The organism is Bacteroides ilei, assembly GCF_900128495.1.
In the GTDB taxonomy this organism is placed as follows: domain Bacteria; phylum Bacteroidota; class Bacteroidia; order Bacteroidales; family Bacteroidaceae; genus Phocaeicola; species Phocaeicola ilei.
The window spans coordinates 2,799,074-2,818,333 of record NZ_LT635801.1 but is presented as its reverse complement, the minus strand read 5'-3'; the positions used below and the strand labels follow the sequence as shown (position 1 = coordinate 2,818,333).

Genomic DNA, 19,260 nt, shown 5'->3' with positions numbered 1-19,260 from the left:
ATAAAAAATGAAGACATCGGTTGGAGTTGTAGGCTCCTTTATGTTTGTAGCGGTTTTGTTTCTATGTTCCGCTTGCGGTTTTGCTGTAACGGGTAAAACCATTGTTCCCAGCAAGACGTATGTAACCCGGGAGGTCAGTGCCACTCATGTGACATCAATTGTAGCTTATGCATCGGTCAATGTGGTTTATTATCAGACTGCGGGCAGTCCGCGCATTGAGATTTATGCACCGGAAAATATATTGCCTTATATTGATGTTGCTGTTTCGGACGGTGAGCTGAAAGCCGGAATTAAGTTGAAGAATGGAGAATCTGTCAGATGGGGAGACAGCAAATGTGAAGTCCGTGTATATGCTCCTGAAGTCATTTCTTTTGCGGCTTCGAGTTCGGCCGATATAAAGTTAGGTACTGCTTTGAATACGGCTAAGCCGGTACGCATCCATTCATCCAGTTCGGGAGATGTGGATGCTTCTGCCATCAAATGCGGGGAGTTGGATATGGAGGCTTCAAGCAGTGGTGACATCAAGTTGTCGGATGTAGTATGTAATGGAAAGGTTACTTTGGATATTTCCAGTAGCGGTGATATCAATATTGATAAATTGGATGGCGGAGCTTTCTTCTTGTCAGCTTCCTCATCGGGCGACTGTAATGTGGGATCATTGGTCAGCTCAGCCGATGTGGAAATGGAAGCTTCTTCGTCAGGAGGCTGTGAGGTTAAGTCGGTGACTTGTTCGGGAAATATTTCTGCTGTAGCAAGTTCGTCGGGCGATATTGTTTTGAAAAACGGTTCTTGTCGGGATGCTGTCTTTTCAGCGACGAGCAGTGGTAATGTGGTGGCCGATAATGTAAAGGCCGGTAATGTGACGGCCAGTGCTTCAACTTCTGGCGATATTACCTGCCATCCGTCCGGAACACTTACTGTCAAGGTATCGACAGGAGGTAGTGTCGGCTATAAAGGGAGCCCTGCGCATATTTCAGGTGATGTGAAGAAGGTTTCCAGGTTATAAGGAGATTATAAGGAGAAAAAGGTAAGGATATGTTCCGGTTTTATCCGCATATCCTTACCTTTTTTATTTTTATAGCTGTTGTCCGAATGTCATTTCGATATGATCCAGGATTTCATTCAGCTGTACTAGTGTTTCAGCTCTCAGCATAGCTATGCGGGTCTCTTTGAAATTCGGGATACCCTTGAACAGGGGAGAGGCAGCCAGGTGACGGCGGACATGGAGGATTCCTCTTCTTTCATCGAGAAGATTGACACTGTCTTGTACTTCGCGTCGTAGTACGTCCATTTTCCATTTGAAGGAAAGGGGAGGGAGCTGTTCTCCCGTTTTCAGATAATGTTTCACTTCCTTGAAGATCCAGGGCCGTCCAAAGCTGGCACGTCCTATCATGATGGCGTCTACTCCATATCTGTCGAAACATTCCTTGGCACGTTCGGCAGAAGTGATGTCGCCGTTTCCTATAATAGGAATATGGATCCGGGGATTTTTCTTGACTTCACCGATCAAGGTCCAGTCGGCTTCTCCGGTATACATCTGGGCGCGTGTACGTCCGTGTATGGTCAAAGCTTCTATACCGCAATCCTGCAGTTGTTCTGCCAGGTCGACAATAATTTTGTGGTCGGCATCCCATCCGAGGCGGGTCTTTACTGTAACCGGTATTTTTACGGCATTGACAACAGCCTTGGTAATTTCCAGCATTTTCGGTACGTTCTGCAGCATGCCTGCTCCTGCTCCTTTTCCGGCAACCCGTTTTACGGGGCATCCGAAGTTGATGTCAAGAATATCCGGTTGTGCCTGTTCTACGATGCGTGCGGCTTCAACCATTGTTTCGGTATCCTTGCCATATATCTGGATGGCTACAGGGCGTTCGGCTTCACTGATGTTCAGTTTTAGCAGTGTTTTTCCGACAGAGCGGATCAGTGCATCGCTTGATACGAATTCGGTATATACCATATCGGCCCCGAATTCCTTGCATAACAGGCGGAATGCAGGATCGGTCACATCTTCCATGGGAGCCAGCAATACGGGCTTTTCTCCTAAGTCTATATTCCTAATATTCATTGCGTATAGTTGGTTTTCCTATCGTAAATATCTTATATATAATGAAATGGCTGATTCCGGCTGCAAAATTACGGAAAAATTCACTACCTTTGCATCCCAAATCAACAAGAAAAGGATGAATTATTCTATAAAAGATTTTGAAATCATGGCTCCTGTGGGCTCTCGTGAGTCGTTGGCTGCGGCTATTCATGCAGGGGCCGATTCCATTTATTTCGGAATTGAAAGCCTGAATATGCGTGCACGTTCGGCCGGCACGTTTACGGTTGACGATTTGCGTGAAATCGCAAAGGTTTGTGACGAACATGGTGTAAAGAGTTACCTCACAGTCAATACCATCATCTATGATGAAGACATTGAGCTGATGCGTAAAATCATTGATGCCGCGAAAGAGGCAGGTATCAGTGCAGTTATTGCAGCCGACGTGGCGGTGATGTCATATTGTAATCAGGTGGGGCAGGAGGTACATCTCTCCACTCAGTTGAATATCAGTAATGCTGAGGCCTTGAAATTCTATGCCCAGTTTGCCGATGTGGTGGTACTGGCCCGTGAGCTGAATTTGAAGCAGGTCCGTAAGATTTATGAAGCGATTCAGGAACAGCATATTGTCGGGCCTATGGGAAATCCGGTTCGTATCGAAATGTTCTGTCATGGAGCTTTGTGTATGGCTGTGTCTGGAAAATGTTACTTGAGTCTGAACGAGCTGAATGCGTCGGCCAATCGTGGAGCCTGTATGCAGGTATGCCGCCGGTCGTATATTGTAAAGGATAAGGAGAGCGATATTGAACTGGAAGTCGATAACCAGTATATCATGTCACCGAAGGATCTGAAGACTATCCATTTCATGGATGAGATGATTGAGGCCGGTGTGCGTGTGTTCAAGATTGAAGGGCGTGCCCGTGGACCGGAGTATGTGAAAACCGTGGTAGAATGTTATAAGGAAGCTATCCGTTCTTACTTGGACGGTACTTTTACAGAAGAGAAGAAGGCTGATTGGGATGCCCGTTTGAAGACGGTATTTAACCGCGGATTCTGGAACGGTTATTATTTAGGCCAGCGTTTGGGGGAATGGAGTAAGAACTACGGTTCGGAAGCGACAGAACGCAAGGTATATGCAGGACGTGGTATCAAATACTTTTCGAATATCGGTGTAGCCGAGTTTCTGATTGAAGCTGCCGAAATCAAGATTGGCGACAAGTTGCTGATTACGGGACCTACTACCGGAGCCATGTATGTAACGCTGGATGAGGCTCGTGTTGACCTGAAGCCGGTAGATGTTGTCAAGAAAGGAGTACATGTTTCATTCAAGGTTCCCGACCGTGTACGGCCTAGCGACAAGCTTTATCGGATTGTACCTGCCGACGAGTTGAAGAAGAAATGACGGATTACTCTTTTATATGATAAAAAGACGGCTGAGATGAAAACTGGCAGACATGTTCCATCTCAGCCGTCTTTCTTTTCATGTCCGGTTATTCCAGAACAATGCTTCTTACACGGACTTTTTCATGCAGGAATGTAGCTGCCGATTCCTGAAATTTTTCGATTGATTCTGTTGTAAGGAATTCGCAGGTCCCGTTAGCTGTACATCGGGACTTTATTTCCGGATGACGCATCAGGTAGTCTTTCAGGCTGTGGGCAACATATTCGCCTTGGGCTATCAGATGGATGTGGGATGGGGTGAATTGCCTGATCTTGTCTATCAATAAAGGATAATGGGTACATCCCAGGATGATTGTATCTATTTCCGGATCCTGGCCCAGCAGTTGATCCAGGTATTTCTTTACAAAATAGTCGGCTCCCGGAGAGTCATATTCATTGTTCTCAACCAATGGAACCCATAAAGGACAAGCTACAGCGGTTACTTTTATATCGGGATACAGCTTATGTATTTCCAGCGGATATGATTCCGATTTTACAGTTCCAGCCGTGGCAAGCAGTCCTATGTGGCGTGACTGGGTCAGTCCGCCAATACATTCCACAGTAGGACGGATTACCCCTAATACCCTCCGGTGAGGATCTATATGGGGGAGATCATTCTGCTGTATACTACGTAAAGCTTTGGCCGAGGCAGTGTTACAGGCTAGGATGACCAGCGGGCATCCGAATTCAAACAGCTTGCGTACGGCTTGTAGGGTAAATTCGTAAACTACCTCGAATGAACGTGTACCATATGGAGTACGTGCATTGTCTCCAAGGTAGATATAGTCGTACTGAGGGAGCAGTTCACGGAATTTGTTGAGGATAGTCAGCCCTCCATAACCGGAATCAAAGACACCGATAGGTCCAGTTGTAAACATAGGCATATAAAGGTAGAAGGTTATAAATAAAAAACGAAGAATCTGGCAGACTGTTCGAAACAAGTGTTACCGGATTCTTCGTCAGTATCGGATCCCTTTGAACGGAGGTTCCGAGGGATTAGGGATATCTTGATTATTTTGTAGTAGTTGCTGGTGCTGTAGTCGCTGTTCCTGGATTGTAAGGAGCTGCTGTCAAGCTGATACCCAGTTTTGTCTTGATATCATTGGTTACATCCTTAGACATTGTTTCGTTAACGTAAGGAATATCTGTACGGTTCAGGTCGAAGATATAAGTGTAACCGCCGGCAGCACCGATAGCTTTGACTGCATCTTCCATTTTCTTATAGATCGGTTCCATCATATCTGTATATGATTTCTGCAATTGCTGCTGGGCATCCTGCTGGAACTGGATTCCTTTTTCCTGCAGTTCCTGCAATTCTTTCTGACGACGTTCCTGGATATTTGCCGGCAAGTTTTTCTGTTCCTGCTGGTATTCTGCAAATTTTTTGTTGAACTCGTCCGAAGCACGTTTGATTTCGTCTTCATATTGCTTCTGTAAAGCTTGGATGTCAGTCTGGGCTTTTGCATATTCCGGCATTACAAGGATAACATCCATAGATTTGTAATGTGCAAATTTCTGAGCGAATACGGTCATCGGAGCGATGAGTAAAAGTAATAAAGCAATTTTTTTCAACATAATCTTATAGTTTCTAATGTTATGGTTAAAATACTTAATTCAATGTCGACTGCAAATGTATGAAATTAATTTGAATATCCTAATTTCGAGAGGATTTCATTGCTGATATCAATGCGTGGTGATGCGAAAATCATGCTTTGGGCCGATGCACGGTCAATAACTGCATCATAATTTTTTTCTACAGCTACTTCTTTTACGGCGTTATAGATGGCATCTTGGATCGGCCCGATCAATTCCTGACGCTTTTTCATGATTTCGCCTTCCGGGCCGAAATATTTTTTCCGGAGTTCGGCCGCTTCTTTTTCTTTAGCTACAATCTCTTCTTCTTTTACAGTCTTTTGGGTAGCAGTCAGTTTCCCGGCTGTCTGCTGGTAAGTTTCATAAAGGGTTTTGGCTTCGTTCCCTTTTGCCTCCATTTCACTTTGCCATTGCTTGGAGAGGCTTTCCAGCTGGCGGTTTGCCTGTTCGTAAGCTGGAATCTGTTTCAAGATATATTCCATGTCAATGAGTGCAAAGCGCTGGGCCTGTACTGCTAATGTGCACACTGCTAACAATGCTACCGAAAGGATCAATCTTTTCATAATATAGTGTTTTTAATGCTGATGGCGGATGTTGCGGGAACAACATCCGCATCAGGCAGGTAATTAGAATTCTTGTCCGATAATGAAGTGGAACTGGCTCTTGCTATATTGCATGGAACCGTTGATCTTGTCGAAACCATATGCCCAGTCAATACCCATCATACCGATCATAGGCAGGAAGATACGGACACCCACACCGGCCGAACGTTTCAACTGGAACGGATTGAATTTGGTTACATCGGTCCAGGCGTTACCGGCTTCTACGAATCCCAATGCATAGATACTGGTTGAGTTTTCCAGCATTAGCGGATAACGTAATTCAGCTCCCAGACGGATGTATGCATAACCTTCGCTACCGTAAGGTGTCAAGGATCCGTTTTCATAACCGCGTAATGCAATGGTTTCGGATGCGTAGTTGTAGCTGTAGCCCGTCATACCGTCACCTCCCACGTAGAAGGTTTCGAACGGTGAACGTTTGTATTTGTTGAAATGTCCCAGAATACCGAATTCAGTACGGGTCATGATTACCGGACACTTCTGGATGTCCATCAATGCCGTATAAGTCTTGGCTCTGAATTTCCATTTGTGGTATTCGATCCATTTATACATGCTGGCAGCCTCTTCATAATTGTCTTTGCCGTAGGTTGAATAGTCTTTCTTGCTGAACAGAGAATATGGCGGCGTTATCTGTAGAGATGCGCTGAATTCGGAACCGTAACGCGGGAATATCGGGTTATCGGTTGAGTTACGTGCCAGCGTCAGGTTCAGCGCCAGACTGTTGCAGTTACCTGTATTCATATACTGCCCGTTGTTCAGTTTGATGTAGAGGTAGCTCCAGTCTTTCAGCATGAAGCGTTGGTATGACAATTCGGCCGATAAGGTGAAGAAGTCGTCCGGCCAGCGGAGACGTGTTCCCCATCCTAATGAAAGCCCGAACATCTTGATTGACTTGTCAGGATTGTAGTACAATTCATAATTGTCGTAGTATCCGCCATAGGTATTACCCCATCCTGATATGTAGTTGTAATAGCTGTTCATGACGGCCGAGTTGTAATACTGGTCGCTGACGTCAGTCTGTACAGAGAAGAAAGCCGACAATGAAAGTGAATTCGGGCGTTTCCCTCCGAACCACGGGTCAAGCAGTGAGATACTATACGACTGGTAGTATCGTCCGTTGGTCTGTCCGCTGATTGTCAGTGTCTGTCCGTCACCTTGTGGAAGGAAACCACGGAAGTTGTCGTTCTTGCGGAACAGGTTGGCGAACGAGAAGTTCGTGAACTTCAAGCTCAGCTTACCGATGATACCTGTCTGTCCCCAACCGGCCGAGAATTCCACCTGGTCGTTGGCCTTTGATTCCAGTCCCCAGTTGATATCTACCGTACCGTCCTGGATGTTAGGCTGTACATCCGGTTTGATAGTCTCCGGATTGAAGTGTCCCATCTGGGCAATTTCACGGTATGAACGTTCCAGAGCCTCTTTACTGAACAGGTCGCCCGGACGTGTACGGAGTTCACGGCGTATCACGTTTTCATACAGACGGTCATTACCGTTGATACGTACATGGCTGATACTTGCCTGCGGACCTTCGGCAATACGCATTTCCAGATCGATGGAGTCTCCGTCAATGTTGACCTCAACCGGATCCAGATGGAAGAATACGTAACCACGGTTATAGTAGTTGTTGCCGATAGCGTCTTCATCGTTGTTGATACGGTCGTTCAATAGTTTCTGGTTATAGACATCACCATGCTTCATCTGTAACTGTTGATTCAGCAGGTCGGACGGGTAAACGGTGTTACCTACCCATGTGATGTTGCGCAGATAGTATTTGTTACCTTCATAGATTTTCATGTAGACATCGACTGTCTTGTCATCATAGTTCGAAACGCTGTCTTCCTCAATGATGGCGTCACGATATCCCAATTCGTTATATTTGTCGATAATCTTCTGTTTGTCTTCTTCGTATTTTTCTTCAATGAATTTCTTTGTACGGAACAGGTTAATGAGTTTACCTTTTTCGTTTGTCTTCTTCATGATACGTTTCAGCTTCTTGTCGGTCAGTACCTGGTTGCCTTCTATCGTAATCTTATGTACTTTGACCTTTTCTTTCTTATCGATGTTGACATCAATATATACCTGTTCCTTGTTTTCAGGATCCTCTCTTTCGACAATGTTCACTTCGGCGTTCTTGAAGCCTTTTTCGTCGAAATGTTTCTTGATCAATATTTTTGCCCTGTCTATCAGGTTCGGAGTAACCTGGCTTCCCTTGACCAGTCCCAGTTTGGCCTGCAGGTCTTCACGGTCACTTTTCTTGATTCCGTAATAGCGGATATCAGTGATACGTGGACGTTGGGTGAGGGAGATTTTCAGATACACCTTGTTCCCGACACTTTTTTCTGCCGTAATGCTGACCGATGAAAACAATCCGTGCCTCCAATAGCGTTTTACCGCATCGGTAATGTCATCGCCCGGTATGGTTACGGTCTGGCCTACAGCCAATCCGGAGATACCTATCAGCACGTAGTCCTCATAGTTCTTAACACCTTCAACCTTGATGTCGGCAATCTCGTATTTTTTCGGTGTTCCGTTATAGAGGATTGTCGGGTTGTAGATTGTATCGTTCAACTCTTGCGCACTGGCTTTTGTCGGATTAAAAATGGAACATACAAGTGCAAGCAAGATCAGAGTAAAAAAGTATCGCATTTTCTATTTCAATATTTGTTCACTGGTTTTGCCGAAACGGCGTTCTCTTCGTTGATAATCACAGATTGCCTTGCAGAACTCTTCTTCCTTGAAATCGGGCCAATAGGTATCGCAGAAGTAAAGTTCGGAATAAGCACATTGCCATAACAGATAATTGCTCAGGCGGATTTCTCCTCCGGTGCGTATCAGAAGATCCGGATCGGGCATGAAATTGGTTGCCAGATGTTGGTCTATTGTTTTGTCGGTTATTTCTCCGATTTCGATCTCATGGTTGACGGCCTTGGCCGCTATCTGTCTTACGGCTTCTGTCAGTTCCCATTTGGATGAATAGCTCAAGGCTAATACCAGGCACATTCCCGTATTGGAGGAGGTTCGTTCGATGCATTGGTTCAGACGTTCCAATACATCGGCCGGCAGTTTGGCTGTGTCTCCGATGATCCGGAAACAGATATTATTTTTCATGAAGGTCTCTTCTTCTATGGAATCCATCAGGAGGCTCATCAATGCAGCGATTTCGTCTGCAGGACGGTTCCAGTTTTCTGTTGAAAACGTATAGAGTGTCAGATACTTCACCCCCAGACGTGCAGCTTCTTCGGCGATGACATGAACCGTTTCGGCTCCTGCCTGATGGCCGAACGAGCGGGCTTTCCCACGTTGTTTGGCCCAGCGTCCGTTTCCATCCATTATGATGGCTATGTGTGCCGGAATGCGCGATTTATCCAGTTGGTCTCTATATAGCATGGTCTTAATTTTCAGATTTTATATTATTCCCATTTGGTAGCAAAGCCAAAATGGTTTATACGTCCCCTGCTCATCTGTCCGTCGTTCCAGATAATCCAGATGAAGTTATTGGTGTCCACAACACTGGCGTAACTTCCGTTGCCTTTATAATATTGTGCGAAAGCATTGTTACCTTTCGGGAATGTCACATAACGTTGTACAGGATTCCAGGTGAGGCCGTTGTCTGCCGATTCGAAGAATACGCTGAATGGGGCGTATTCATAGTCGGTCGTCTTTACATTGCCTCCGTATACATAGATTTTCTTGTTGTAGAATATCATGGTCGGATCTGCAATGTTAGGGCATCTGAAAGTATCGGCCTGTGCGAAATTGTAGGTTGTCCATGTCGTTTCATTGCTCAGGTGGGTAGCCACAAAGCCTGAACCTTCCGGTTCGGTTTCATTGTATCCCATCAGAATGGTACGGACAATTGTATTGTTATATGATAATGGCAGGTTGACAGATGAAATGTTCTGGCTGGCGTCCGGACAATTTTCGATTTCGTCGTTGGGGCTCCATGTGTTCTGTACAGTGTTGTAAGTCAGGAATTGTCCGTCGTTTTTTCTGGTATAGAGTAAATATTCTCCGTTGATAGCTGATGCCGCTATCAGTTGTGACAATGATGTCTCATTGCCGCAGACCTCATAACCTGTGGTGGTAAGCCGGTAGAGGGCACCCGTCGCAATGAAGTATATGTCATTGCCGCATGACGTTACAGAATAGCTGTCTGTGCCTTCAGGCAACGGAAGTGTTTCCCAGTCCCCTGGAGTATTATTGGCGGAGATGTCGCAATATTCGGCAACTCCTTTTCCGTCTTTTTCTCCAAAGACATAAAGTCTGTTGCCAAGGCAGACAGATTTCATACGGCTTAGTGTTCCGTTCTGGAAACCGGATCCCATTGGTGACAGATTCCATTCAAGAGAATCAGGGACCTGTTTGTGTACATTGATCTTGACCGTATAAGGCTTGCCGATGACGCCGCTATAGGCCATAACTTTGAACTGCAGTCCTTCTGTTGGAGCTACGGCAAAGTTGATGGTGTCGCCCGATGTCCAAAGCGTATCTTTGGCTTCACCGCCTTTCTCGTTTATCTTGCCATAAAGGATGTAATCCGTATCGGCCTTTATGTTGAGCAGTACCCTCGAAATATCAGTTCCTACCGGTAATGAATCCTTGTTTTCAATGGTACGCTGCAGCTGGTTGATGGTAAACGGATAGTTCGACATGGATATCGTGTCGGTATATACGGAGTCGTTCCCGTTTTTATCCAGACCATGGATTTCGCAATGTAGGGTTCCCAGTGAGAAAGACGTAATGCTGGTCTCCGAACTATACGTAATTTCTGGCGTATCATCGTTCAAACAAGAGGTCATAAATGTAGCCGCGGCAAACAGGCCAGCCATTATGATAGGTACGAATCTTATTTTCATTTGTGGTTGTATGCTTTGTATTATATTACAAGTTACAAATGTAGAAAGTTTTTTCGCGAAACAGAACTTTTGGTTCAAGTTTTATATAAAATTATGGATAAAACCGGCTATTTTATCGGCGAAATGGAACTTTGTCACGTCTTCTATTTCCTGTAATGAATGATCTGCACATGGTCGCGCTGTTGATAGTCAGCCGGATATCCGGCTGGAACGGTTGGAGCCTTAATGCCATTGTGAAGTGCTTTGGAGGCATGCTCGATGTAGATTTCGTCCCAGAATCCTGAATCGATACATGATTGCAGCAGCGTGCTTCCACCCTCGACCAGCAGGGATTGTAGTTTCTGTTTGTAAAGGAATCCGGCTATCTGGGGCAGGATATCCCGACTGAAATCCAGTTTACAATAGTTAACATCAGGTAGAGGGGAAACGGGTTCCGACGCGGTAAATATCCAGGTAGGGACGCTACCGTCAAATAGTTTCAGACAGGGGGGAAGTGTGAGGTCGCGGTCTATGACCAGTCTCACCGGATTTTTCCCGTACCATAGCCGGGTGGTGAGCGACGGATTGTCCAGTAACGCAGTCCGACGGCCTATCAGTATGGCTTGGTGTTCGGCACGTTGTTTGTGTACATACATGGAACTGATTGGTGTGGAGAGGACTTCGGGATGTCCATCCGTGCGGCAGACATCGATGAATCCGTCGGCCGACTGGGCCCATTTCAAGGTGATATACGGCCGTTGCCGGGTATTGAATGTTACGAACCGTTTTATAAGTTCACGACATTCCTTTTCCAGGACACCGACGGTCACGTCAATGCCGGCGTCTTTCAGTTTCTGGATTCCTCTTCCCGCTACCAGTGAAAACGGATCGATACAGCCTACTACGACCCGTCGGATCCCTTTGCGGATAATCAGGTCGGCACACGGAGGGGTTTTCCCATAATGCGAGCAGGGCTCCAGACTGACGTAGATTGTGGATTCCTTCAGCAGGCTTTCGTCCTTGACGGAAGCTATCGCATTGACTTCGGCATGGCCTTCCCCACAACGGATGTGGTAGCCTTCTCCGATAATCTTGTCGTTATGTACAATTACGGCACCTACCATCGGATTAGGAGCGGTGGTACATAGTCCGTTACGGGCCAGTTGTATGCACCGGCTGATATATTTTTCGTCTTTTGTCATAGTTGTCTTATTAAATATGTTTACTTTTGCAGTCTATGCATCCTATTTATTCCTATATCAAACAGTCGCTTTCCGGTCTTTATCCGGATACCGAATTGTCGGCTCTTGCGAAGTGGATTCTGGAGGAGGTTTTCCATGTTTCCACTGTCGATCTGTATACGGGCAAAGATATGAATTTTTCAATGAATGACATCCGGAAGCTGGAAGATATTCTGTCCCGTCTGAAACGCTATGAACCTCTGCAATATATTTTAGGCAAGACTACGTTTTGCGGATTACCGTTCCATGTCACTCCGGATGTGTTGATTCCACGTCCGGAAACGGAGGAACTGGTGGAATGGATTGTCACAGACCATGCAAAAAATGAAGGGCTTTGCGTTTTGGATATAGGAACAGGAAGCGGTTGTATTCCTGTGACATTGTCCAAGCGTTTACATAAGGCAGAAGTCTTTTCATGGGACATCTCGGACAAGGCTCTGGAAGTAGCCCGCCGGAATGCCCGGTTGAACCGGACCGATGTAGGTTTCATGAGAGTGGACGTGCTTTCCGGAAACTGGCCGGAAATGAAGGTTGATGTCCTGGTAAGTAACCCGCCTTACATTACCGGAAAGGAGCGTAAGGATATGGAACGTAATGTACTTGACTGGGAACCGGAACTTGCCCTTTTTGTGCCGGACGATGATCCGTTGGTCTTTTACCGCCGTATAGGAGAGCTGGGGCTGTCTGTCCTGGTGAGGGGAGGTTGCCTCTATTATGAGATAAACCGCATGTATGGTCCTGAAACGGTCCGGTTGCTTGAAGGAATGGGATATGGACATGTAGAATTGCGTAAGGACTTGTCGGGAAACGACCGTATGATAAAAGCAGTCAGATTATGAAAGAGTTTTCAGAGAAGGAGTTGCAGTATAAGGCCGAGGCCTTCTGTTCGGCGGCGGAACATTGCCTGTCGGAGGTGGAGGCGAAGCTCGTGTCGTGGGGAGCCGGTGAAGAGATGGCCGGACGGATCATAGCGCATCTGCAAAAAGAGCGTTATCTGGACAATGCACGCTTCTGCAGGGCTTTTGTCCGTGATAAATACCGTTTTGCCGGATGGGGGAGAATGAAGATATCCCAGGCTCTGCGGATGAAAAGGCTTTCGTCTGAAGAGATCCGGGCCGGTCTGGATGAAATTGACGAAGAGGAGTATTGTAAGGGGTTGGAAGAACTGATCCGCCGGAAGAGACGGAGTGTGACGGGGAGGAATGAATATGAGAGGAATGCCAAACTGATCCGTTTTGCGGTGGGGAGGGGATTCTCGATGGAAGAGGTTATGCGGTATATCAGACAGACGGATGCCGATGAATATCTGGACTGACGTACGTGAATTTCTGTTTCCGAGGCTTTGTGCGGTTTGTGGGAAAAAGCTTACGGTTACAGAAAAGGGAATATGCGTTTCCTGCCAGTGCAGGCTGCCTTATACACGGCTGTTGAATTCGGTCGGGAACGAGATGGAAAAGTGTTTCTGGGGGCGTTTCCCGATAGAACGTGCGTCTTCCTTGCTCTTTTACACCAAGGGAGGGATGGTAGCCGATATCTTACATTCCATGAAGTATTATGGACAGAAAGGTCTTTGCCGTGCGATGGGGAGCCTGCTGGCCGGTGAGTTGCAGCCGTCCGGATTTTTTGACGGAATTGATGTTCTGCTGCCTTTACCTTTGTCGGCCAGGCGTCTCCGGCAGCGTGGGTATAACCAGAGTGAACTGTTGGCCGAAGGGCTCAGGGAGGTGACGGGAATACCGTTGTGTACAGATGCGGTGGTACGTACCCGCAACAATGTGACGCAGACCCATAAAAGCAGGTATGAACGTTGGCAGAACGTGTCAAGCCTGTTCGCACTGAGGGAAGGTTCCCACTTGTTGGAACACAAGCATGTGCTGCTTGTCGATGATGTGCTCACTACGGGAGCCACTTTAGTTTCGTGTGCCGATGTCCTGTCGGAAATAGAAGGGATCAGAATAAGTGTAGTAACATTGGCATGGACAAAATAGGCGAAAATTTGCATGTTATTAAAAAAAATATGCTTAGATTTCTTATTCCCAATGGATTTCTTTAATTTTGCATTAATGTTTATCAGATCTATAACGTTATGAAAGCTTTGGAAAGATTATTTGCAGAAAAACTACTGAAAGTAAAAGCAATTAAAATTCAGCCTGCGAACCCGTTTACCTGGGCTTCCGGCTGGAAATCTCCTATTTACACCGATAACCGTAAGACTTTGTCTTATCCGGCTTTGCGTGATTTTGTGAAATTGGAGTTCTGTCGTGTCATCCTCGAAAAATTCGGTGAGGTAGACGCCATTGCCGGTGTCGCTACAGGTGCTATTGCGCAAGGTGCAATGGTTGCCGATGAGTTGAACCTCCCGTTCGTATATGTGCGTTCAAGTCCAAAAGATCATGGCTTGGAAAATTTGATTGAAGGCGAACTTCGTCCGGGAATGAAGGTAGTTGTCGTTGAAGACCTGGTTTCAACAGGTGGAAGCAGTCTGAAGGCTGTCCAGGCTTTGCGCAACAACGGATGTGAAGTGGTGGGTATGGTCGCATCGTTCACTTATGGCTTTGATGTCGCTGCGGAAGCGTTCAAGAATGCTAAGGTCGAACTGGTTACCTTGACCAACTACAATGCTGTACTGGATGCGGCGTTGAAGACCGACTATATTGATGCTGCCGATATCCCTGTTCTTCAGGCATGGAGAGAAGACCCTTCTCATTGGACTGGCAAATAAGCGATTTGTTTTAATCAACTATTTATAGGCACGGATTACACGGACACACGGTTTGCAGATGGAACCGTGTCTATCCTTGCAATCCGTGTTTTTTTATCTGTTTATTTATGGTACAAGCTGAAAGTAGTGTAAAATATGTTCCGTATAGTCAGGAACGTGTATATAACAAACTGTCTGACCTGAACAACCTGGAAGAGATGCGCAAGAGTTGGGATATGGTGAAGACTGAAATGCCTCAGATGGAAGAGATTTCTTTTGACCGTGATTCATTGACCATGAAGGTACAGGGCATCACCATGAAGTTGTGTATTATTGAACGTGAACCATGTAAGTGTATCAAGTTTGAGGGAAAGGACACTCCGGTTCCGTTGAATATGTGGATCCAGATTCTTCCTGTTGCCGGAGAGGAGGCAAAACTGAAAGTGACTGTCCGTTCTGATGTGAATGCCTTCATGAAGGCAATGATTGCCAAACCGTTGCAGAACAGTGTTGAGAAAATTGCCATGCTGTTGGCTAATATACCTTATTAATATATAATAATCAATTACGAATATGGCTTTGAAACTTTGGGAAAAGAATGTCCAGGTAAATGAAGAGATAGACCGTTTTACCGTAGGACGGGACCGTGAGATGGACCTTTATCTGGCCAAGCACGATGTACTTGGTTCAATGGCTCATATAACTATGTTGGAAAGCATCGGACTGCTGACTGCCGATGAGTTGAAAGTGTTGCTGGAGGAATTGAAGAATATCTACGCTTCTGCCGAGAAAGGTGAATTTGTCATTGAAGACGGTGTTGAAGACGTACATTCTCAGGTTGAACTGATGCTGACCCGTAAATTGGGTGATGTGGGAAAGAAAATACATAGCGGGCGTTCCAGAAACGACCAGGTACTTGTCGACCTGAAACTGTTTACCCGTGAACAGTTGAAGCAGGTAGCCGAGGCCGTGGAAGACCTGTTCAAGATTCTGATTTCCCAAAGTAACCGTTACAAGGATGTCCTGATGCCGGGATATACCCATCTGCAGATTGCCATGCCGTCTTCTTTCGGACTGTGGTTCGGAGCCTATGCCGAAAGTCTGGTAGATGACATGATGTTCCTGCAGGCTGCCTATAAGATGTGCAACCGTAATCCGCTGGGGTCGGCTGCCGGATATGGCTCTTCCTTCCCGCTCGACCGTGAAATGACGACCCGCCTGCTGGGTTTTGATTCAATGAACTATAACGTTGTGTATGCGCAGATGGGCCGTGGTAAGATGGAACGTAACGTAGCGTTTGCCCTGGCCTCCATTGCCGGAACATTGTCGAAGATGGCTTTCGATGCCTGTTTGTTCAGTTGCCAGAATTTCGGTTTCGTGAAACTGCCCGACGAATGTACTACAGGTTCGAGCATCATGCCTCACAAGAAGAATCCGGACGTATTTGAACTGACACGTGCCAAATGCAATAAAATCCAGTCGCTTCCACAGCAGATCATGATGATTATGAACAATCTGCCTTCCGGCTATTTCCGTGACCTGCAGATTATCAAGGAAGTGTTCCTGCCAGCGTTCGATGAACTGAAGGATTGTCTGAAGATGGCTTCCTATATCATGAACAAGATCAAGATCAATGAACATATTTTGGATGACGACAAGTATCTTTACATGTTCAGCGTAGAGGAAGTGAACCGTCTGGCAAGTGAAGGTATGCCTTTCCGTGATGCCTATAAGAAGGTAGGGCTGGATATTGAAGCCGGTAAGTTTACCCACAGTAAGGAAGTGCATCACACACATGCCGGAAGTATCGGTAACCTGTGTAACGACAAGATTTCCGAGCTGATGGACAAGGTGGTAGGCGGTTTCAATTTTGAGGCTGTAGAACAGGCCGAAAAGGCTTTGTTAGGACGTTGAAAGGAGATTTTTGGTAAAGAAAATGAGAAAACGGGTAAAATGTTTGGAGTGTAACATAAAACTCCCTACATTTGCACCCGTAAACGCGGAAATAGCTCAGTTGGTAGAGCATAACCTTGCCAAGGTTAGGGTCGCGAGTTCGAGTCTCGTTTTCCGCTCGTTTTAAAGGCTGCTCGAATGGTGGAATCGGTAGACACGAGGGACTTAAAATCCCTTGGCCATTGCGGCTGTGCGGGTTCAAGTCCCGCTTCGAGTACAAGAAACGCTAATTACTTGAAAATAAGTAGTTAGCGTTTTTTATTTTTCTCTAGGACAGTTAAAATATAAGATATATCCTTTTGCTGTTCCTGCTTCCTATAACTGGTATTGAACGGAAAACAGGATTTCTCTTGGCCGCATTTTAATCCACGAAGTATATTGTTGGACTGCTGAATAGGTGGTATATCGGTATTCCTTTTGGTTGAACAAGTTACACAGACTCATGGAAAAACGCCATTTGTCCTTGATGTACGAAGCTTCGGTGTCGGCAAGCCATACGTGCTGATGGCTGTCTTCATCGAGCTGGTTATAGTAGTGTTCTCCGATAAGACGGATACTGAATGTCCTGTTTCCTATTTCAAAATTGATTTTCTGACGGATATCCCATAAGGCAGGCAGACGGTTCCCTTCGCCGATGATGGAACGGTTACAGGTAAGTGTAGCCAGATATGTGGCACTGAACCAGTTAAGGGGCGCCCAATTGATTTTGGGAGTCAGGGTGAGCTGGGTGTAGCGGTAGTTCTGGATTGAACCTTGTCCGGCCTGCTTCCCTTCACTATGAATCAGTTGGGTTTCCAGTGAGGTTTTCAGGTTCCATCCGTAGAATCCTTTCGAGATGAGGCTGTTCAGGTTGTAGTTACGGATCCGGTTCGGTACGTCCCAGGTAGTAAGGGTAAAGATGCTGTCCCGGTATTCCGAATGGGTCAGTTGCCGGTTCTTCCGGTTCCAGTAACTTCCCGAGAGGCTCCAGAAAAATTCGTGGACGGTCCGTTTGTATGTCAGGTAAAAGGAGTAAAGCTGATCCTGTAATTCCGGGATACGAGGCGATAAGGAAACAAGGGTACGGTAGTTCTGCCAGTAGGAGTATGGATAATAATCGGTTGCCTCTCCGTTCTTTTGTTGAAGTTGGGCGCGGGTTACTAGTTCCCAGCGTGGACCGAGCTGCCAGTGTAGCGAGACCGTCGGACTGATCCGTATGTCGGTATATCCTTGGTTGGGTTTTCTCAGGTAGGCGGCATCGGCAGATACGGTCAGACGGAAGGTGTTCCGTTCCCACATCCACATCGGGGTTGCGTAGAGTTTGAATTGATGGCTGGAGAAATCTGTCGTCTGATTCAGGAACAGCAACTCCCCTTGGATACCGCCGGTAATTCCGAAAGTCATTCCGTTTTTTTTCCATTGGTAATAAGCCTGGTTGTCTGCATACACTTGCTGAAGCCCGAACGACTGGTCGACTTGTGTGAACCGGAGTGTAGTGGGTTGATAGGCATAGCGGAAGAATGAACGGAAGCCGGAAGTGGAGTGTTCGCGGGTGGTCAGGTAATTCAGCCGGTTGGTCAGTTGAAGACCGGCCGTTTGCAGGTGTTGGGTCAGTTCCCGGCTGCCCCGCAGGTTTTCCCGGCTTTTGCTCCAGGTTCCGTCTGCTTCCAGCAGATTCCGGAAGAAGGACTGTTCGCCGTTCCGTTCATAATTGTAGCTGGCCTGTACCTGATGGGTGTACAGACCGTATGTCTGCTCCTGTGCGATACGGACGGTATCGGTAGGGTAGTAGTAAATTTCCTGGGTCCCTTGATTACGGTGCTGTTCGTCGTACAGATAGTGGAAGCTGAAACGGGACTGTCGTTCCTCGTTTTTTCGGTAAAGACGGTTCACAGATACCAGGTGAGTGGTATTGTCCATCAGCCGTTGTTTTTCCAGAGGGAAAGAAAAGTCTGGCTGGCCGATAAAACTCGGAACGTCGGCAGGCGTGATAAAGTTCTGGTTGTCGGATGCCAGTTGTTGCAGCTCGGTAGAAAGGTCTTTCCCTGTATGGTCTGTCTTATACGCATAGATGCCTTGCCGTTCACGGGCCAGTTGTAAGGCATTAAGTTTTCCGCTATACAGTAGTTGGTCGCCATACCCTCCTGCCGCCTGCAAGGTGAGCAGCCAGCGGGAACGTACTTCCGGTTTCAGTTTCAGATTCAAAGCCACTTTGTCACTCGGCATCTTGTTGCGTAGGGAACGGATGGGTTGGAAGTGCTCTATCACTTCGGCCTTTTCCACCGCATCAGCTTTCAGATTCTCCGTAATCTGGTTGTACCGGCCTCCCGACACATCCATTCCCTCCACGGTAAACTGACTGATGGCTTTTCCGTTGTATCGGATTTCCCCATTTTGTTCGTTCACGTCGATCCCCGGTAATTTTTTCAGTGCCTCCTTGATGTTCTGCTCTTTTCCGGAAGTGAAACGAGCCAGGTCGTATGTCACGGTATCTTGTCGTCCGTAGATACGTCCTCCCTTGATTTCCACTTCTTTCAGGGAGATGGCTTCCGGTTCCAACCGGAACGTCATTTCTGTTCCCATCCGTGCAGGGCGGCTTTCTTTCTGGTATCCCAGATAGGTGACATGTACTTTCCATGCAGCGTCTTCGGATACCGAAAAGGAGAAATATCCTTTGGGATCGGTCAAGGCATATTTGTAGACGGTACTACTTGAGTCACGGGTGAGGGTGACTGCAGCCATTTCCAGCGGTTGGTGCGTTTCGTTGTCGATGACTTTTCCTTTGATAAGGAACTGCGCTTGCATCTGACAGGTGAAAAGCAGAAAGGAAAACAAAATCAGTGGTTTCATACGGCAG

Annotated in this window: 17 protein-coding genes and 2 tRNA genes; 10 read left to right on the top strand and 9 right to left on the bottom strand. The window is 46.6% G+C overall.

The genetic code is table 11. From position 1 onward, the window contains the following. Window positions 1-7: 7 nt before the first annotated feature. Entirely contained in the window at window positions 8-1,006 is a 999-nt protein-coding gene (locus tag BQ7489_RS12045; RefSeq protein WP_072531201.1) for a GIN domain-containing protein, read from the top strand. A gap of 69 nt (window positions 1,007-1,075) precedes the next feature. Here BQ7489_RS12045 and dusB read toward each other — a convergent pair whose 3' ends face one another. Continuing rightward, the gene (gene dusB / locus BQ7489_RS12040; RefSeq protein ID WP_072531200.1) at window positions 1,076-2,065 is read right to left on the bottom strand and encodes a tRNA dihydrouridine synthase DusB; all 990 of its coding nucleotides are present in this window, start codon (window positions 2,063-2,065) and stop codon (window positions 1,076-1,078) included. A gap of 115 nt (window positions 2,066-2,180) precedes the next feature. Here dusB and BQ7489_RS12035 point away from each other — a divergent pair, with 115 nt between their 5' ends. Next, window positions 2,181-3,443, top strand: a complete 1,263-nt coding sequence (locus BQ7489_RS12035) for a peptidase U32 family protein (protein WP_072532171.1) — start codon at window positions 2,181-2,183, stop codon at window positions 3,441-3,443. Window positions 3,444-3,531: 88 nt separating this feature from the next. Here BQ7489_RS12035 and murI read toward each other — a convergent pair whose 3' ends face one another. From murI to ribD, 7 genes are all read right to left on the bottom strand, one after another. Next, window positions 3,532-4,359, bottom strand: a complete 828-nt coding sequence (gene murI, locus BQ7489_RS12030; protein WP_394334071.1) for a glutamate racemase — start codon at window positions 4,357-4,359, stop codon at window positions 3,532-3,534. 133 nt (window positions 4,360-4,492) lie between these two features. Next, window positions 4,493-5,056: an OmpH/Skp family outer membrane protein gene (locus tag BQ7489_RS12025; protein WP_072531198.1), complete on the bottom strand. Its 564-nt coding sequence runs from the start codon at window positions 5,054-5,056 to the stop codon at window positions 4,493-4,495. A gap of 65 nt (window positions 5,057-5,121) precedes the next feature. Then, window positions 5,122-5,637 (bottom strand): OmpH/Skp family outer membrane protein, encoded by a 516-nt coding sequence (locus BQ7489_RS12020; RefSeq protein WP_072531197.1) that lies wholly within the window; start codon window positions 5,635-5,637, stop codon window positions 5,122-5,124. Between the two features lie 63 nt (window positions 5,638-5,700). Continuing rightward, the gene (gene bamA, locus BQ7489_RS12015; RefSeq protein WP_072531196.1) at window positions 5,701-8,340 is read right to left on the bottom strand and encodes an outer membrane protein assembly factor BamA; all 2,640 of its coding nucleotides are present in this window, start codon (window positions 8,338-8,340) and stop codon (window positions 5,701-5,703) included. Window positions 8,341-8,343: 3 nt separating this feature from the next. After that, the gene (locus tag BQ7489_RS12010) at window positions 8,344-9,081 is read right to left on the bottom strand and encodes an isoprenyl transferase (protein WP_072531195.1); all 738 of its coding nucleotides are present in this window, start codon (window positions 9,079-9,081) and stop codon (window positions 8,344-8,346) included. Window positions 9,082-9,104: 23 nt separating this feature from the next. Beyond that, a complete protein-coding gene (locus BQ7489_RS12005; RefSeq protein WP_072531194.1) occupies window positions 9,105-10,550 on the bottom strand; it encodes a BamI family beta-barrel-assembly machinery protein in 1,446 nt (481 codons plus the stop codon). 143 nt (window positions 10,551-10,693) lie between these two features. Further along, entirely contained in the window at window positions 10,694-11,731 is a 1,038-nt protein-coding gene (gene ribD, locus BQ7489_RS12000; RefSeq protein WP_072531193.1) for a bifunctional diaminohydroxyphosphoribosylaminopyrimidine deaminase/5-amino-6-(5-phosphoribosylamino)uracil reductase RibD, read from the bottom strand. 35 nt (window positions 11,732-11,766) lie between these two features. Here ribD and prmC point away from each other — a divergent pair, with 35 nt between their 5' ends. From prmC to BQ7489_RS11960, 8 genes are all read left to right on the top strand, one after another. Further along, the gene (gene prmC / locus BQ7489_RS11995; RefSeq protein ID WP_072531192.1) at window positions 11,767-12,609 is read left to right on the top strand and encodes a peptide chain release factor N(5)-glutamine methyltransferase; all 843 of its coding nucleotides are present in this window, start codon (window positions 11,767-11,769) and stop codon (window positions 12,607-12,609) included. Further along, on the top strand, window positions 12,606-13,085 hold the full coding sequence (locus BQ7489_RS11990; protein ID WP_072531191.1) for a regulatory protein RecX: 480 nt from the start codon (window positions 12,606-12,608) through the stop codon (window positions 13,083-13,085). Before prmC ends, BQ7489_RS11990 begins: the two co-directional genes overlap by 4 nt. Beyond that, complete coding sequence (locus tag BQ7489_RS11985; protein WP_072531190.1) at window positions 13,069-13,758, top strand: ComF family protein; 690 nt, start codon at window positions 13,069-13,071, stop codon at window positions 13,756-13,758. Before BQ7489_RS11990 ends, BQ7489_RS11985 begins: the two co-directional genes overlap by 17 nt. Window positions 13,759-13,856: 98 nt before the next feature. Beyond that, the gene (pyrE, locus tag BQ7489_RS11980; protein ID WP_072531189.1) at window positions 13,857-14,492 is read left to right on the top strand and encodes an orotate phosphoribosyltransferase; all 636 of its coding nucleotides are present in this window, start codon (window positions 13,857-13,859) and stop codon (window positions 14,490-14,492) included. Between the two features lie 107 nt (window positions 14,493-14,599). Next, entirely contained in the window at window positions 14,600-15,022 is a 423-nt protein-coding gene (locus tag BQ7489_RS11975) for a polyketide cyclase (protein ID WP_072531188.1), read from the top strand. 22 nt (window positions 15,023-15,044) lie between these two features. Further along, window positions 15,045-16,385 (top strand): argininosuccinate lyase, encoded by a 1,341-nt coding sequence (argH, locus tag BQ7489_RS11970; protein WP_072531187.1) that lies wholly within the window; start codon window positions 15,045-15,047, stop codon window positions 16,383-16,385. 85 nt (window positions 16,386-16,470) lie between these two features. Next, window positions 16,471-16,543 (top strand) — tRNA-Gly (locus tag BQ7489_RS11965). Between the two features lie 13 nt (window positions 16,544-16,556). Next, window positions 16,557-16,641 (top strand) — tRNA-Leu (locus BQ7489_RS11960). 98 nt (window positions 16,642-16,739) lie between these two features. Here the strand turns inward: BQ7489_RS11960 and BQ7489_RS11955 are convergent. Further along, window positions 16,740-19,253: a carboxypeptidase-like regulatory domain-containing protein gene (locus BQ7489_RS11955; RefSeq protein ID WP_072531186.1), complete on the bottom strand. Its 2,514-nt coding sequence runs from the start codon at window positions 19,251-19,253 to the stop codon at window positions 16,740-16,742. Between the last annotated feature and the right edge of the window lie 7 nt (window positions 19,254-19,260).

What these genes read in the sequence shown, in the direction of transcription:
- BQ7489_RS12045 (WP_072531201.1), top strand. Translation starts at nt 8, where the DNA reads ATGAAGACATCGGTTGGAGTTGTAGGCTCCTTTATGTTTGTAGCGGTT.
- dusB (WP_072531200.1), bottom strand. Translation starts at nt 2,065, where the DNA reads ATGAATATTAGGAATATAGACTTAGGAGAAAAGCCCGTATTGCTGGCT.
- BQ7489_RS12035 (WP_072532171.1), top strand. Translation starts at nt 2,181, where the DNA reads ATGAATTATTCTATAAAAGATTTTGAAATCATGGCTCCTGTGGGCTCT.
- murI (WP_394334071.1), bottom strand. Translation starts at nt 4,359, where the DNA reads ATGTTTACAACTGGACCTATCGGTGTCTTTGATTCCGGTTATGGAGGG.
- BQ7489_RS12025 (WP_072531198.1), bottom strand. Translation starts at nt 5,056, where the DNA reads ATGTTGAAAAAAATTGCTTTATTACTTTTACTCATCGCTCCGATGACC.
- BQ7489_RS12020 (WP_072531197.1), bottom strand. Translation starts at nt 5,637, where the DNA reads ATGAAAAGATTGATCCTTTCGGTAGCATTGTTAGCAGTGTGCACATTA.
- bamA (WP_072531196.1), bottom strand. Translation starts at nt 8,340, where the DNA reads ATGCGATACTTTTTTACTCTGATCTTGCTTGCACTTGTATGTTCCATT.
- BQ7489_RS12010 (WP_072531195.1), bottom strand. Translation starts at nt 9,081, where the DNA reads ATGCTATATAGAGACCAACTGGATAAATCGCGCATTCCGGCACACATA.
- BQ7489_RS12005 (WP_072531194.1), bottom strand. Translation starts at nt 10,550, where the DNA reads ATGAAAATAAGATTCGTACCTATCATAATGGCTGGCCTGTTTGCCGCG.
- ribD (WP_072531193.1), bottom strand. Translation starts at nt 11,731, where the DNA reads ATGACAAAAGACGAAAAATATATCAGCCGGTGCATACAACTGGCCCGT.
- prmC (WP_072531192.1), top strand. Translation starts at nt 11,767, where the DNA reads ATGCATCCTATTTATTCCTATATCAAACAGTCGCTTTCCGGTCTTTAT.
- BQ7489_RS11990 (WP_072531191.1), top strand. Translation starts at nt 12,606, where the DNA reads ATGAAAGAGTTTTCAGAGAAGGAGTTGCAGTATAAGGCCGAGGCCTTC.
- BQ7489_RS11985 (WP_072531190.1), top strand. Translation starts at nt 13,069, where the DNA reads ATGAATATCTGGACTGACGTACGTGAATTTCTGTTTCCGAGGCTTTGT.
- pyrE (WP_072531189.1), top strand. Translation starts at nt 13,857, where the DNA reads ATGAAAGCTTTGGAAAGATTATTTGCAGAAAAACTACTGAAAGTAAAA.
- BQ7489_RS11975 (WP_072531188.1), top strand. Translation starts at nt 14,600, where the DNA reads ATGGTACAAGCTGAAAGTAGTGTAAAATATGTTCCGTATAGTCAGGAA.
- argH (WP_072531187.1), top strand. Translation starts at nt 15,045, where the DNA reads ATGGCTTTGAAACTTTGGGAAAAGAATGTCCAGGTAAATGAAGAGATA.
- BQ7489_RS11955 (WP_072531186.1), bottom strand. Translation starts at nt 19,253, where the DNA reads ATGAAACCACTGATTTTGTTTTCCTTTCTGCTTTTCACCTGTCAGATG.